The 14,287-nt window shown below is 38.4% G+C and carries 14 protein-coding genes; 13 read left to right on the top strand and 1 reads right to left on the bottom strand.

What is annotated here, in order from left to right:
• Positions 1-169: 169 nt before the first annotated feature.
• From galF to gndA, 13 genes are all read left to right on the top strand, one after another.
• Positions 170-1,066, top strand: coding sequence for a GalU regulator GalF (galF, locus tag WM95_RS15850; protein ID WP_063408429.1), 897 nt, complete (start codon positions 170-172; stop codon positions 1,064-1,066).
• A gap of 350 nt (positions 1,067-1,416) precedes the next feature.
• Complete coding sequence (gene rfbB, locus WM95_RS15845; protein WP_063408428.1) at positions 1,417-2,502, top strand: dTDP-glucose 4,6-dehydratase; 1,086 nt, start codon at positions 1,417-1,419, stop codon at positions 2,500-2,502.
• The gene (gene rfbA, locus WM95_RS15840; protein ID WP_063408427.1) at positions 2,502-3,371 is read left to right on the top strand and encodes a glucose-1-phosphate thymidylyltransferase RfbA; all 870 of its coding nucleotides are present in this window, start codon (positions 2,502-2,504) and stop codon (positions 3,369-3,371) included. Before rfbB ends, rfbA begins: the two co-directional genes overlap by 1 nt.
• Positions 3,368-3,775, top strand: coding sequence for a sugar 3,4-ketoisomerase (locus tag WM95_RS15835; RefSeq protein ID WP_046092810.1), 408 nt, complete (start codon positions 3,368-3,370; stop codon positions 3,773-3,775). The genes rfbA and WM95_RS15835 overlap by 4 nt, the downstream gene beginning before the upstream one ends.
• 80 nt (positions 3,776-3,855) lie before the next feature.
• Complete coding sequence (locus WM95_RS15830; protein ID WP_088544854.1) at positions 3,856-4,959, top strand: DegT/DnrJ/EryC1/StrS family aminotransferase; 1,104 nt, start codon at positions 3,856-3,858, stop codon at positions 4,957-4,959.
• Positions 4,956-6,206 carry an O-antigen translocase gene (locus WM95_RS15825; RefSeq protein ID WP_063408425.1) on the top strand — a complete coding sequence of 417 codons (1,251 nt, stop codon included), beginning with the start codon at positions 4,956-4,958 and terminating at the stop codon, positions 6,204-6,206. The genes WM95_RS15830 and WM95_RS15825 overlap by 4 nt, the downstream gene beginning before the upstream one ends.
• Positions 6,207-6,216: 10 nt before the next feature.
• A complete protein-coding gene (locus WM95_RS15820; RefSeq protein WP_161495985.1) occupies positions 6,217-6,756 on the top strand; it encodes an acyltransferase in 540 nt (179 codons plus the stop codon).
• A gap of 13 nt (positions 6,757-6,769) precedes the next feature.
• Positions 6,770-7,705: a glycosyltransferase gene (locus WM95_RS15815; RefSeq protein ID WP_063408424.1), complete on the top strand. Its 936-nt coding sequence runs from the start codon at positions 6,770-6,772 to the stop codon at positions 7,703-7,705.
• 10 nt (positions 7,706-7,715) lie between these two features.
• A complete protein-coding gene (locus tag WM95_RS15810) occupies positions 7,716-9,008 on the top strand; it encodes a hypothetical protein (protein WP_063408423.1) in 1,293 nt (430 codons plus the stop codon).
• Positions 9,009-9,052: 44 nt separating this feature from the next.
• Entirely contained in the window at positions 9,053-10,132 is a 1,080-nt protein-coding gene (locus tag WM95_RS15805) for a glycosyltransferase (RefSeq protein ID WP_088544852.1), read from the top strand.
• Entirely contained in the window at positions 10,129-11,046 is a 918-nt protein-coding gene (locus WM95_RS15800) for an NAD-dependent epimerase/dehydratase family protein (RefSeq protein WP_074166088.1), read from the top strand. Before WM95_RS15805 ends, WM95_RS15800 begins: the two co-directional genes overlap by 4 nt.
• Positions 11,047-11,068: 22 nt before the next feature.
• On the top strand, positions 11,069-11,878 hold the full coding sequence (locus WM95_RS15795) for a glycosyltransferase (protein WP_063408421.1): 810 nt from the start codon (positions 11,069-11,071) through the stop codon (positions 11,876-11,878).
• Between the two features lie 152 nt (positions 11,879-12,030).
• Positions 12,031-13,437: an NADP-dependent phosphogluconate dehydrogenase gene (gene gndA / locus WM95_RS15790; RefSeq protein WP_063408420.1), complete on the top strand. Its 1,407-nt coding sequence runs from the start codon at positions 12,031-12,033 to the stop codon at positions 13,435-13,437.
• Between the two features lie 345 nt (positions 13,438-13,782).
• Here the strand turns inward: gndA and WM95_RS15785 are convergent, their stop codons facing one another.
• On the bottom strand, positions 13,783-14,247 hold the full coding sequence (locus tag WM95_RS15785) for an acyltransferase (protein WP_074166087.1): 465 nt from the start codon (positions 14,245-14,247) through the stop codon (positions 13,783-13,785).
• Positions 14,248-14,287 lie beyond the last annotated feature (40 nt).

Raw genomic sequence — 14,287 nt, 5'->3', positions numbered from 1 at the left:
TATTGATAGGGTTTCCGACGATTCTGGGTCACACTTATAGCGTAATGAGCTTAAGTAATCAGAGTTCTGAGCTAAACGTGATTTGCATTCGACGGAGTAGACATTCTATCTCAGGCATTTTTCCTGACACGGTTTATACTTCGTCAACCATACTAAGGTGGAAGAGATAATGATCAATTTGAAAGCAGTCATTCCGGTAGCAGGTTTGGGCATGCATATGCTGCCCGCCACAAAAGCCATCCCTAAAGAGATGCTGCCGATTGTCGATAAACCAATGATTCAGTACATTGTCGACGAGATTGTTGCTGCAGGGATCAAAGAAATCGTCCTGGTTACCCATTCATCCAAGAATGCAGTTGAGAACCATTTCGACACCTCTTACGAACTCGAAGCGTTGCTTGAGCAGCGCGTTAAACGCCAACTGCTGGCGGAAGTGCAGTCTATCTGTCCGCCAGGCGTAACCATTATGAACGTGCGTCAGGCGCAGCCGCTGGGTTTGGGTCACTCAATTTTGTGTGCCCGTCCAGTAGTGGGTGATAACCCATTCATCGTTGTACTTCCTGACATCATCATCGATACCGCTTCTGCCGATCCGCTGCGTTACAACCTGGCGGCAATGGTGGCACGCTTTAATGAAACCGGTCGTAGCCAGGTGTTGGCAAAACGCATGAAGGGCGATCTCTCTGAATACTCCGTTATCCAGACTAAAGAACCACTTGAGACGGAAGGGCAGGTGAGCCGCATCGTTGAGTTCATCGAAAAACCGGATCAGCCGCAGACGCTGGATTCTGATCTGATGGCGGTTGGCCGTTATGTTCTGAACGCCGATATCTGGGCGGAGCTGGAAAAAACTGAACCGGGTGCCTGGGATCGTATCCAGTTGACCGATGCAATAGCATCGCTGGCGAAAAAGCAGTCTGTTGATGCGATGCTGATGACCGGTGATAGCTATGACTGCGGTAAGAAGCTGGGGTATATGCAGGCGTTTGTGAATTACGGCTTGCGTAACCTGAAGGAAGGGGCGAAGTTCAGAAACCGGATTGAGAAGCTGTTGGGCAACGACTGATATTCCTTCTACGACCAGAACAAACGGCAGTTATCATTTTGGTGTTGAGACATAACCAAAATGATAACTGCCGTTTTTTTGTTATTAACTTCAATGATTACATAGGGTTATCTGATTCAAATCTCAGCAGCTTTGTAGCGATTTGTGCTTGTTTCTGAGGTCGTTTAGGACGACAATTAACGCCAGTTTTTGTCTGTAACCAGACAAGTAAAATCATTTAATCAAACATCGCTCAGTGCACTGGTAGCTGTTAAGCCAGGGGCGGTAGCGTGCTAATTTCTGAAACCGTCAAAAACGATTGGGTTCAGAGCGTAAGTATCCAGACATTTCCAACAGATGGAACAGATAACGTGAAAATTCTTGTGACGGGCGGAGCCGGATTTATCGGCTCAGCGGTAGTACGACATATTATTAAAAATACCAAGGACGATGTCGTCAACGTGGATAAACTGACGTATGCCGGTAATCTTGAGTCGCTTACTGAAGTCAGTGATAGCGACCGATATGTCTTTGAGTATGCGGATATTTGTGACAAAGATGCTATGGATCACATCTTCGCCACGCATAAACCCGATGCTGTTATGCATCTGGCCGCTGAAAGCCACGTTGACCGTTCTATTACGGGCCCGGCAGCGTTTATCGAAACCAACATCGTCGGCACTTATGTGCTGCTGGAAGCCGCCCGTGCGTACTGGTCCACGCTGGATGAGGAGGCGAAGAAAGCGTTTCGCTTCCATCACATCTCTACCGACGAAGTGTATGGTGATTTGCCGCATCCTGATGAGCATCCTGAATCAGCTGAGCTGCCACTCTTCACTGAAACCACAGCGTATGCGCCTAGCAGCCCATATTCAGCGTCGAAAGCCTCCAGCGATCACCTCGTTCGTGCCTGGCTTCGTACCTACGGTTTCCCGACCATCGTCACCAACTGTTCAAATAATTACGGCCCGTACCATTTCCCGGAAAAACTGATCCCGTTGGTTATCCTGAATGCGCTGGAAGGTAAAGCGCTGCCAATTTACGGTAAAGGCGATCAGATCCGTGACTGGTTGTATGTCGAAGATCATGCGCGTGCGCTGTATACCGTTGTCACTCAAGGGAAACCGGGTGAGACGTACAATATTGGCGGTCATAACGAGAAGCAGAACCTGGAGGTGGTACATACAATTTGCGACCTGCTGGATGAAATTGTGCCGAAAGAAGGTTCTTACCGCGATCAGATCACTTATGTTAAGGATCGGCCTGGGCACGATCGTCGTTATGCAATTGATGCAACTAAAATTGGTAATGCGCTAGGTTGGCATCCTCAAGAAACTTTCGAGAGTGGTATTCGTAAAACAGTTATGTGGTATTTATCTAATGAATCGTGGGTAAATAATGTAAAAAGTGGAGCATATGCTTCATGGCTTTCAAAACAATATGGAGAAAATAACTGATGAAAGGCATTATTCTCGCGGGTGGTTCTGGAACAAGACTTTATCCGATAACTATGGGTGTTTCTAAGCAATTGCTGCCTATTTATGATAAACCTATGATTTATTATCCGTTATCTGTGTTATTGCTGGCTGGTATACAGGATATTCTGATCATTACAACGCCTGAGGACCAGGCTGGATTTATCAGATTATTAGGTGATGGTAGTCAATTTGGAATCAATTTAAGTTATGCGATTCAGCCAAGTCCTGATGGTCTTGCGCAGGCTTTTATAATTGGTGAGGATTTCATTGGTAATGAATCGGTTTGTCTTGTGTTAGGAGATAATATTTTCTTCGGACAAGGATTTACACCAAAACTGCAAATGGCAAGTAATAGAACCAGCGGAGCAACTGTCTTTGGTTACCAGGTGATGGACCCCGAACGTTTTGGTGTTGTTGAGTTTGATGACAAGTTTAAAGCATTGAGTATTGAAGAAAAACCTAAAAATCCTAAATCAAACTGGGCAGTAACAGGCCTTTATTTTTATGATAACGATGTGATCAATATCGCAAAAAATATAAAGCCTTCATCAAGAGGTGAATTAGAAATAACTACAGTCAACGAAGTATACCTTAATAATAATAATTTGAACGTTGAGCTGTTAGGACGAGGTTTTGCCTGGCTCGATACGGGAACTCATGATAGTTTAATTGAAGCTGGTAGTTTTGTTGAGACTGTTCAAAAGCGCCAAGGCATGATGGTTGCATGTCCTGAAGAGATCGCGTGGCGTAATGGATGGTTAAGCAAAGATGATTTATTTAAATTAGGAAGTATTTTAAGCAAAAATCATTATGGGCAATATTTGATGAAGTTGGCTAATCATATATGAAAATAGATTTTATTCCTCTTCAGGTTCACGGCGATGAAAGAGGCGCATTAGTATCTCTGGAAAGAGAAAATAATATCCCCTTTGATATAAGGAGAGTGTATTATATTTTTGATACAAAGGAAGGTGTAACTCGGGGTTTTCATGCGCATCGGAAGCTAAAGCAAGTTGCAATTGCAGTCAAGGGAAGTTGTCGTTTTATACTTGATGATGGCACCGAGCGTGTCAGTATTGTATTAGATAATCCGACGCAGGGCCTTCTTATCGACTCATTTATTTGGCGAGAAATGACCGATTTTACGGAAGATTGTGTTCTGATGGTAATCGCAGATATGGAATATGAAGAATCAGACTACATCAGAGATTATTCTGCATTTAAAAATTTAGCACAACAACAGCAGGAATGACTTGTCCAGTGGCAAGTAAATAATCATCTTCGATTCAAATTACCTAATACTTCATAATCTACGGAAAATAAAGGTGCAAAATGGTTGACTTCTTAAATCTCAAAAAAATAAATAATCGTCAAAAGAATGAACTACTTAGTGCTATCGAGAAAGTAATTGATTCCGGCTGGTACATTATGGGTGAGGAACTTAAGGCTTTCGAGGAAGAGTTTTCAGAATATTGTCAAACTAACTATGCACTTGGTGTTGCGAATGGTCTGGATGCTCTCACTTTAGTTCTTAGAGCATGGAAAGAGATGGGGAAATTAAAAAGTGGCGATGAGGTTATTGTTCAAGGTAACACTTATATTGCCTCTGTATTGGCTATTACAGAAAATGATCTCATTCCTGTTTTAGTTGAGCCAGATGAACATACTTTCAATTTAAGCGCAAAAGATATTCGCGCAGCAATTTCAGATAAAACAAGGGCCATTTTGCCTGTGCATCTCTATGGCCAAATCTCTCCAATGAAAGAAATTATGGAGATTGCTCGCGAAAACAATCTACTCGTGCTTGAGGACTGTGCTCAGGCTCACGGCGCTCAAATTGATGGGAAACGAGCTGGGAGCTGGGGAGATGCTGCTGGTTTCAGTTTTTATCCGGGCAAAAATCTTGGAGCTCTGGGGGATGCAGGCGCTATCACAACAAATGACTCAGAATTATATAATGTTTTAAAAGCATTAAGGAATTATGGTTCTGAGCAGAAATATTTGAATATATACCAAGGTGTTAATAGTCGTCTTGATGAAATACAAGCTGCTATCTTACGTGTAAAATTGAAAACGTTGGATAATGATGTAAAAATTCGACAGGGAATTGCGCAACGTTACCTTTCAGAAATAAAAAACCCATTGGTTGAGTTACCGTATATTGGAAATATGGAAAACCACGTATGGCATTTATTTGTTCTGAAAACTAATCAGCGAGAAGAATTACAACGCTGGCTTAATAAACATAATATTCAATCACTCATCCATTATCCGATACCACCTCATAAACAAAATGCTTATAATGACATGAAGGAACTTTCCTTACCGTTAACAGAAAGTTTACATGCTAAAGTGTTATCTATTCCCATGGACCCGACGATGTCAGATGAAGACATTAATAGCGTAATTAATGCCTTAAATGGTTTTGTCGGATGAAAAAACTATTAAAAGTAACTGCCTCAACAGGTGTATTAACCCTGGCCAAAATGGCTATGGGATTTGCTATTGCGAAGGTAGTTGCAATTTATACAGGGCCGTCTGGGATGGCCCTTCTTGGTCAGATTCAAGGATTCGTAACGGTATTAAATGGAGTCATCAATGCTCCAGTCAGTAACGGTGTAGTAAGGTATACTTCCGAATACAGCAAGAGTGGTTATAATGAATGCTCGCCTTGGTGGCGAGCTTCATTAATTTGGGTAGTAGCTATATTTTTAATATTATTGCCTGTTTCTCTATTAGCCTCGGATAAACTATCTGAGTATTTTTTTGGTGATATCCAATTCAATTGGATTATTACATTAACAGTACTATTATTACCACTTTCGGCGCTGGGTACCCTGTTTTTATCTATAATCAATGGCTTTCAAAATCATAGACGTTTCATTGCTATAAATTTTTTATCTGTGACATGTTCTAGTGTCGTCATGATTTTATTGATTGTTCGTTATAATATTCAAGGAGCAATCTTAGCAGCAGCAATTCAAACAGCTTTGATTGGTTTAGTTATATTGCTTGTTAATATAAACCAAAAATGGATGCAGATAAAAAACTTTATCGGAAGTATTAAATTATCAGCATTCAACGGTATTGGTAAATATGTGCTTATGGCGATGACGAGCGCTCTAGTCATGCCTGTAGCATTACTGATTACCCGAAATATTATGGTGCAATATACAGGCTGGCAGGGAACTGGTCTCTGGCAGTCAGTATGGAAAATTTCCGAGGTTTACTTAGGTGTGATTACTATAGCACTGAGTACCTATTATTTGCCTAAGTTGTCTCAATTAAATGACGCAGACAGCATTATGCACGAAGTTACGTCTACTGCAAAAATAATTGTCCCGATTATATCTTTAATTGCAGTTATGGTCTATGCATGTAGAGACTTCTTAATTCATATATTATTCACAAGTGAATTTAGTGGGGCAAGAGATCTCTTTTCGGTTCAGTTATGTGGGGACGTGATAAAAATAGTTGCATGGCTATATGCCTTTCCAATGCTTTCACGATGTGCAGTGAAATGGTACTTATTCACTGAAGTATTCTTTGGTATAATTTTTGTTGTTTTGTCATATATATTGATCCCAATTTTTTTACTGCATGGTGCTAATTATGCTTATCTGATAAGCTATATAGTATATGCTGTCGTTATAATTACTAATGTTAGAAGAATCTTAGCATAGGAAAATCAATGTGAGCTTCATTATTAAAGCATACCATGCTACGCTTAATATAATATATCTCTTTTTATTGAAAGTATTCACCAGCAATACAATCAAATTTAATTCTCCGAAGTTGGGTAAAGGTTTAAGTATTACAGCCGTTAATAATGCTGTTCTAGATATCAATAATTTATCGGCCAGAAACAATTTAAACGTTTTTGTTAGTAAAGGCATATTGGTTTTCAAGAAGAATTGTTTTGTCAATAATAATTGTTCATTTAATTGCTTGCATCATATCCAGGTAGGAAAAAATACCATTTTTGGTGAGAGTGTTAAAGTTTACGATCATGACCATTCAATAGATGAGAATTACAATGTTAGCAAAAACGATTTTGTCACTTCACCAGTAATAATTGGTGCTAACTGTTGGATTGGTTCCAATACTATCATTTTAAAAGGTGTAAATATCGTAGATAATGTCGTTATTGGTGCTAATTCGCTTGTGAATAAATCTGTTTTAGCACCAGGTATATACGTTAATAAAAATGGTTTATTGACTAAAATTAAATAAAAACAGGCTCTACATGGTCGATTTAGACGTCAAGAAAATTATCACAATAGCAGTTATTTCTTATAATTCAGGTGATACTATTGCTGATACTTTGAATAGTATTATTCTTCAGACATATAATAAAAAATTGATTGAAGTTATCATTTCAGATGATGGGTCGAGCGATCATACGCTTTCTATTGCCCAGCACTGGAAAGAGCAAAATAAACATCTTTTTAAAGATATTGTTATTATTTCTCATGAGAAAAATAAAGGTGTTGCAGCTAACTGTAATCAAGCATGGAAGTTGGCATCAGGTTCATGGATAAAAACAATTGCAGCCGATGATTTGTTATTACCTAATTGTATTGAATTAAACGTCAAATATGTTAATCATCACTCTACGGCCAAGATCGTCTTTTCGGATATGATACCTTTTACAATTGATGGTAATGGTGAGCCGATTAAACATGATAAAATTAAAATATGTGCTAAGCAGCCTTCGCAACTAAAAAATATTCTTTGTGAGTGTTACCTGCTTGCACCGACAGGGTTCATCAGAAAAGAAGTGTTGGAATATGTTGGTTATGCTGATGAATCGTATCCAATGATCGAAGATTATCCGCTTTGGCTTAAATGTTCAAGAAGTGGTATTATGTTTTCTTATATGGAAGAGTGTACTGTGCTTTATCGCAAGGGTGACTCCCTGTCTCAACAAGGAAGCAGAATAGGCAATGTTTTATATCTCCAGTCTTTATACTGTTTTCAGAGAGAAAAAATTTGGCCATTGTTGCCTTCGAGAATGATACTAAAAAAATGGGATGATTTTTTGCTCTTTAAACAAAAATTCCTATGGATAAAGTTCTTTGGCAATAAAGTAACTGTGCCATATCTTGTTGTGCAAAAGCTAACATTACTAATAAGGCCTTATAAATTATTTAATGTAGCGAAAAAAATTCTAATGAAGTAGAGAGATACAGATGGCTATTAATGTGATGTTGTTGCTATTTTTTGCGATAATTACTTTATTTGCAAATTTCCGGTTACGTATTTTTAGCTTCAGGCCAACTGTGTTGGGGGCGATTTTCCTTTTGGCCCTGTTTGTAGAGATCGTTCCTGGTACAATATTAGTGGCCTTTTTAAATTATCCAATGTCGTTCGGTGTTGATGCACTTATAACAGATGAAAAAAAAATAGAAACATTTAGATATACGTTTCTGTCAATATCAATTCTTCTTCTTATGATTTCTCTTGCATCTTATATTTGTCGATTTGATGTTGATATTTCAAAATTAAATACAACACATCTGCGTGTAAAGCTAATTACATTTTTTTCCTTTGCGGTAATATTTATAAAAATATTTTCAGTTGGTGATATTCCTTTTATAATGGCAATGAAAGGAGATTTTGATGGGGCAGCTTTAGCGAAAGCTCAAATACTCAAGAATGAAGTTGGATTTGGTGGTTTGTTTATTGGTTATATATTTGTCTATTTTCCTTATATATCACTTGTATATTCATACTGCCATAAAAAGAAATTTTTGTATGGCAGGTTACTTTTTCGTATTAATCTTCTATTAATAATAATATATAGCATGTACGACATGCAAAAATCTAAACTTATCGTTGTACTGTTTATTCTTTTTATTCTATATTTAAAATCAACAAGACGTATTAATTACATAATTATATCTATTATTCCTGCAATGAGTCTAATGCTCTTATGTGCATTCTTTATACTTTTGCACAATATACCATTTGGAGAAGTATTTGATTCAGTTTTAGCTAGGTTGTTCATAGGTCAGACTGAAGGGTCCTTTATGATTTATCAGGCACTGACTCCGGATCTTTCTCGTATTGCTTACGGGATGCCATTAGGAGGGCTTTTTGGCATATATGCAGTAGATCCGGCAGCTGAAATTATCACTATATTCTTTCCAACCGCTGGTGACGCATGGGTCAATTCCAATAGCTATTTCCAGGCACACGCTTGGTCGATTTTTGGTGATGCTTCTTTAATACTTGGCCCATTTTTTGTGGCCCTAAATATAATTGGTTTATATTTTCTTAAAGAAATTTTCAGCAAGATAGATAGGGCTTATGCTAGTAGTGTTTACATCGTATCTATTTTGACTTTACCTATCGTAAATGACTTTTCATATTTTCTTTTCTTCAAGTCTTGGTTTTGTATGATCGTATTAATGATATTTTACCTCGCAACGATAAAGATCATTGAATTATCCTGTAAAATAAAAAACAATGATTTATGCTGATTTTTTGTTTTAATAAATGAGATATAAATTATCTTGGTGAATATATGAAAGTATTACATATCGTTGGGAATAAAATTGAAGCATCAAATGGTATTGGCCGTTTGCTACCTGAAATGATAGAAATGCAAAATAAATACAGTAAAAAAATGGAAAGCGCACTCTACTGTGTTAATGATGTATATAATTCATCTGAGTTTGAAGTTATTAATAAATATGATGTTAATGATAAAATTCTTGATGATTATGATTTATTTATTTTCCATGGGTTGTATTTTTACAACTATATTAATTTGGCGAAAAAAATATTGTCTCGAGGAAAAAAATATTTTGTTAAACCTCATTCCAGTCTAACTGTCAGTGCGCAGAAAAAATCAATTATAAAAAAAACATTGGCTAATTTTCTTTTCTTTAAGCGTTTTGTAAATAATGCGAGTGCTGTCATTTTTACAAATGAAGATGAAGCTAAAAACTCAGTTCAGTGGAATTCTGATTTCTTTTATGAAGGTAACGGACTTTCAAGTATTCAGACAAAAGGCAAAATATTCAGAAATAAATGTCAACCATATAAATTTGTTTATCTTTCGAGAATAGATTTCTCACATAAAGGTACCGACATTCTCCTGGATGCTTTGGAGATATTGAAAGATAAATATGATATGAAAAATTTAGATCTTTCTATATATGGTAAAGGGAATAACAAAGAGGAGAGTGAGCTTAATGGTCGTATCCAAAAACTCAATTTTCCAGGTGTGACTTTCAATGGCCCAATATATGGAAAAGATAAAAACTCTATGCTACATGACAAGGATGTTTTTATTTTGACTTCAAGATATGAAGGGTTTCCAATGGCTATACTTGAAGCTTTGGACGCTGGTTTACCGTGCCTTGTAACTCGAGGGGTAAATATGACGAGTATTATTAAAAAATACCAAATTGGATGGGAGTGCGAGACAACGGCTAATGACGTTGCTGAGTTAATCTTATCTGTACTCAATATGGATAGTAGTTCAATAGATAATATGACCATGCGCGCTCGAGAATATATTATGAAAGAACATAATTGGCCCTCGCTTGTTAATTACTCCGAATCAATTTATACAGAAATATATAAGAGGGATATGTGAAAAAAAAGATTCTTATATTAGGAGGTTCAGGATTTATTGGGGTTAACCTCATTGAACATTTTTTACAACATAATTATGACGTGATCATTTATGGAAGAAGTATACCCTTAGGTTTTGAAGAGAAAATTACCTTTGTTGAAGCTGATTTAACGGGTATTAATGCTAAGAAAGAATATCTCAAGAGTCTTGAAATTGACACGGCATTATATCTAATAAACACTTTCTCTGTGAATTCAAAAGTCAGAAATTATCAGTCCTTGCTTGAAGAAAACAAATATCTGATAAATGAAATTTTCGACATTGTTAAACGTTTTATTTTTTTCTCTTCTGGAGGAAGAGTATATAAGAGCAGTGAACGCCCCCATCATGAAAACGAACATCTTGAAGCTGTTTGTGACTATGGGAAAAGTAAAATCGATCTTGAAGCTTATGTAAAGTCATGTGGTGCTCAAAAGAAAAAACAATTTCTGATAATTAGACCTTCAAATCCTTATGGGCCGCATCAAACAGTAACAGGAAATCAAGGGTTGATTGCAGTCATTACTGGTCGCATAATTTCTGGTCAGGTTGTTGATGTTTGGGGTAGTGGAAATGAGGTAAGAGATTATATATATATAAAAGATTTCGTTAATATGTTTTATTCGCTATTTTGCATAGAAAACCCACGGCATAATATATACAATATAGGTTCATGTACTGGCGAATCAACTTTATCAATTTTAACAGCTGTCCGTCAACACTTACCAAATTACAATATACAAGTTAAATATACTCCTAACGATAATATTATTAAGTCTAATATTCTCTGTAACAAGCGAATATTAGATGAAATTGGTAATTACAACTACACGGATATCAACTCTGGAATAGCTCAGTTCCTCGAGTGGTTACAGACAGTATCAAGAAATAAATGACGGTTTTTATTTGGGATTATTCATGAAAATAAGTGTCTTACTATCTCTCTATATAAAAGAGTCCCCAGATTTTCTACATTCATGTCTTGCCAGTTTGTGTAACCAAACTTACTTCCCTGATGAAATCGTCATTGTTTTCGATGGTCCAGTCACTACTGAATTGAATGAATGTATAATCAAATGGTCAGAAAAATTACCCGTTAAAATCGTAAAAATTGAAAACAACGTGGGTTTAGGTGAAGCGTTAAATATTGGGTTGAGGTCTTGCAGTAATAATATTGTTTTTAGAATGGATACTGATGATATATGTCACAAAGACCGTTTCATGAAACAAGTAGAATACTTTGAGGATAATCCTGATGTAGGTTTGTTGAGTTCAACTGTTGGTGAGTTCAGGGAGTCTGTTGATGATGTTTATGCCTATCGCAAACTGCCGTTGACGCATTCAAAAATTTTACAATTTTCCAAAAAAAGAAATCCATTCAATCATATGGCTGTAGCCTTCAAAAAGGACTTGGTATTAGCCGCTGGTGGTTACCAACGTGAATATTTGTATGAAGACTATGCGCTATGGGTCAGAATGATTCAAAATGGTGTTATTACTGCTAATTTGCCTGAGACGCTAGTATATGCCAGAGCTGGAAATGGAATGGCTGCTAGACGCTCTGGTCTAAAATATGCGAAATCAGAGTTCGCTGCACAGGTCAATTTTTATAGAACAGGTTATCTTAGTTTTTTTGAATTGATTAGAAACCTGTCAATCAGAATACCCTTAAGACTTATTCCTGTCTCATTTTTATCTTTGTTATATTCAACTGTTCTTCGCAAGTGAGTTATAACAACAGGATGCCTTTTCCAAAGGTGCTTTTAAGAAATAAAAAGTTTAGATAAACGTTTATCGCAAGACATCTATCCGCTAAGATACTAAGAATATTGAAATACTCAGCCGTACGTGCTGAGAACCACACCTGACAGGAGTATGTAATGTCCAAACAACAGATCGGCGTCGTCGGTATGGCAGTGATGGGGCGCAACCTGGCGCTCAACATCGAGAGCCGTGGTTATACCGTCTCCGTTTTCAACCGCTCCCGTGATAAGACCGAAGAAGTGATTGCCGAAAATCCAGGCAAGAAACTGGTTCCCTTCTATACGGTTAAAGAATTCGTTGAGTCTCTGGAAACCCCGCGTCGTATCCTGTTAATGGTGAAAGCAGGCGCAGGTACCGATGCAGCTATCGACTCCCTGAAGCCTTACCTCAATAAAGGTGACATCATCATTGATGGGGGTAACACCTTCTTCCTGGACACTATTCGTCGTAACCGTGAGCTGTCTGCAGAAGGTTTCAACTTCATCGGTACCGGGGTTTCCGGTGGTGAAGAGGGCGCGCTGAAAGGGCCATCTATCATGCCTGGCGGTCAAAAAGAAGCGTATGAACTGGTTGCGCCAATCCTGACCAAAATCGCAGCCGTTGCGGAAGATGGCGAGCCGTGTGTGACCTATATCGGTCCGGACGGTGCAGGCCATTATGTTAAGATGGTTCACAACGGCATCGAATACGGTGACATGCAGCTGATTGCTGAAGCATACTCCCTGCTGAAAGGCGGCCTGAACCTCTCCAACGAAGAGCTGGCTGAAACCTTTACGGAGTGGAATAAAGGCGAGCTGAACAGCTACCTGATCGACATCACCAAAGATATCTTCACGAAAAAAGATGAAGAGGGTAAATACCTGGTTGATGTGATTCTGGATGAAGCTGCGAACAAAGGTACCGGTAAATGGACCAGCCAGAGCTCTCTGGATCTGGGCGAACCGCTGTCTCTTATCACCGAATCCGTCTTCGCGCGTTACATCTCTTCCCTGAAAGAGCAGCGCGTCGCGGCATCTAAAGTATTGTCTGGCCCTCAGGCTAAACCAGCGGGTGATAAAGCTGAATTTGTTGAGAAAGTGCGTCGTGCCCTGTACCTGGGTAAAATCGTTTCTTACGCGCAGGGCTTCTCTCAGCTGCGTGCGGCGTCAGACGAGAACAACTGGGATCTGAACTACGGTGAAATCGCGAAGATCTTCCGCGCGGGTTGCATCATTCGTGCGCAGTTCCTGCAGAAAATCACCGATGCCTATGCTGAAAACGCCGGTATCGCCAACCTTCTGCTGGCACCATACTTCAAGAAGATTGCGGACGAATACCAGCAGGCGCTGCGTGACGTGGTTGCTTACGCGGTACAGAACGGTATTCCGGTTCCAACCTTCTCCGCTGCGGTGGCTTACTATGACAGCTATCGTGCTGAAGTTCTGCCTGCCAACCTGATCCAGGCGCAGCGTGACTACTTCGGCGCGCACACCTATAAACGTACTGATAAGGAAGGTGTGTTCCACACCGAGTGGTTAGGTTGATCTCTCAATACTTTTGGTTGCATGCGAGACTTGTAATGAAAAGTTAAAGCTTGTTAGTTCAATCTGAAAAACTTTAGAGCCTGAGCCCATTACTTATGGGCTCAGGCTTTTTTATATAAAGCTTAGATTGCTGTTCGTCAATGTCCTTAATCAAAGTCTTTAAATTACGTTCTGAAAGAATGTTAATTAGATTTTTATAGAATTGCATTTAGCAATTATACATTTATCGCATCAGCAATTGATATGTATTTAAAACCGATATTGAACCGGCTGTGTTCGCCAGTATAATAGCCAAATCCTCACGGCGACACTGTAAATTCAACAAGTACGAGTATTGTAAGTGTGTTATTTATCAGAAATTTGACGTATTATCTTAGCCGGGTTGCCAGCAACGATAACATTATCGGGAATATCTTTTGTTACAACAGAACCAGCACCAACAATGCTATTGTAACCTATTGTAATGCCTGGTAAAATTGTTGCATTGGCACCAACGGATGCGCCTTTTTTTATAAGTGTCTTAGGATATTCTGAGGAGTATTGTTTTGACCTCGGATACATATCGTTGGTAAATGCAGCGCAGGGGCCAATAAATACATTATCTTCTAAGGTAATGCCATCCCATAAGTACACACCTGATTTTATAGTTACATTATCGCCAATAAGTACTTTATTTTCGATAAGAGTGTGTGCACAAATATTGCAATTTTCACCTATTACCGCATGTTCGAATATCACTGCGTATTGCCAAACAGTCGTGCCTGCTCCAATGTTCTTCGATTTTACATCACTTAATGGATGAATTTTCATATTATCCCCGATCAGATTAGTTTAATGTTATAACATTTTA

Source organism: Enterobacter cloacae complex sp. ECNIH7, assembly GCF_002208095.1.
GTDB lineage: Bacteria > Pseudomonadota > Gammaproteobacteria > Enterobacterales > Enterobacteriaceae > Enterobacter > Enterobacter cloacae_M.
The sequence above is the reverse complement of the archived record's forward strand: the minus strand, read 5'-3'. Positions and strand labels throughout refer to the sequence as shown.

Coding starts and splice junctions, on each gene's coding strand:
- WM95_RS15810 (WP_063408423.1), top strand. CDS start 7,716: ATGGCTATTAATGTGATGTTGTTGCTATTTTTTGCGATAATTACTTTA.
- WM95_RS15815 (WP_063408424.1), top strand. CDS start 6,770: ATGGTCGATTTAGACGTCAAGAAAATTATCACAATAGCAGTTATTTCT.
- rfbA (WP_063408427.1), top strand. CDS start 2,502: ATGAAAGGCATTATTCTCGCGGGTGGTTCTGGAACAAGACTTTATCCG.
- gndA (WP_063408420.1), top strand. CDS start 12,031: ATGTCCAAACAACAGATCGGCGTCGTCGGTATGGCAGTGATGGGGCGC.
- WM95_RS15805 (WP_088544852.1), top strand. CDS start 9,053: ATGAAAGTATTACATATCGTTGGGAATAAAATTGAAGCATCAAATGGT.
- WM95_RS15835 (WP_046092810.1), top strand. CDS start 3,368: ATGAAAATAGATTTTATTCCTCTTCAGGTTCACGGCGATGAAAGAGGC.
- WM95_RS15825 (WP_063408425.1), top strand. CDS start 4,956: ATGAAAAAACTATTAAAAGTAACTGCCTCAACAGGTGTATTAACCCTG.
- WM95_RS15795 (WP_063408421.1), top strand. CDS start 11,069: ATGAAAATAAGTGTCTTACTATCTCTCTATATAAAAGAGTCCCCAGAT.
- WM95_RS15830 (WP_088544854.1), top strand. CDS start 3,856: ATGGTTGACTTCTTAAATCTCAAAAAAATAAATAATCGTCAAAAGAAT.
- galF (WP_063408429.1), top strand. CDS start 170: ATGATCAATTTGAAAGCAGTCATTCCGGTAGCAGGTTTGGGCATGCAT.
- WM95_RS15785 (WP_074166087.1), bottom strand. CDS start 14,247: ATGAAAATTCATCCATTAAGTGATGTAAAATCGAAGAACATTGGAGCA.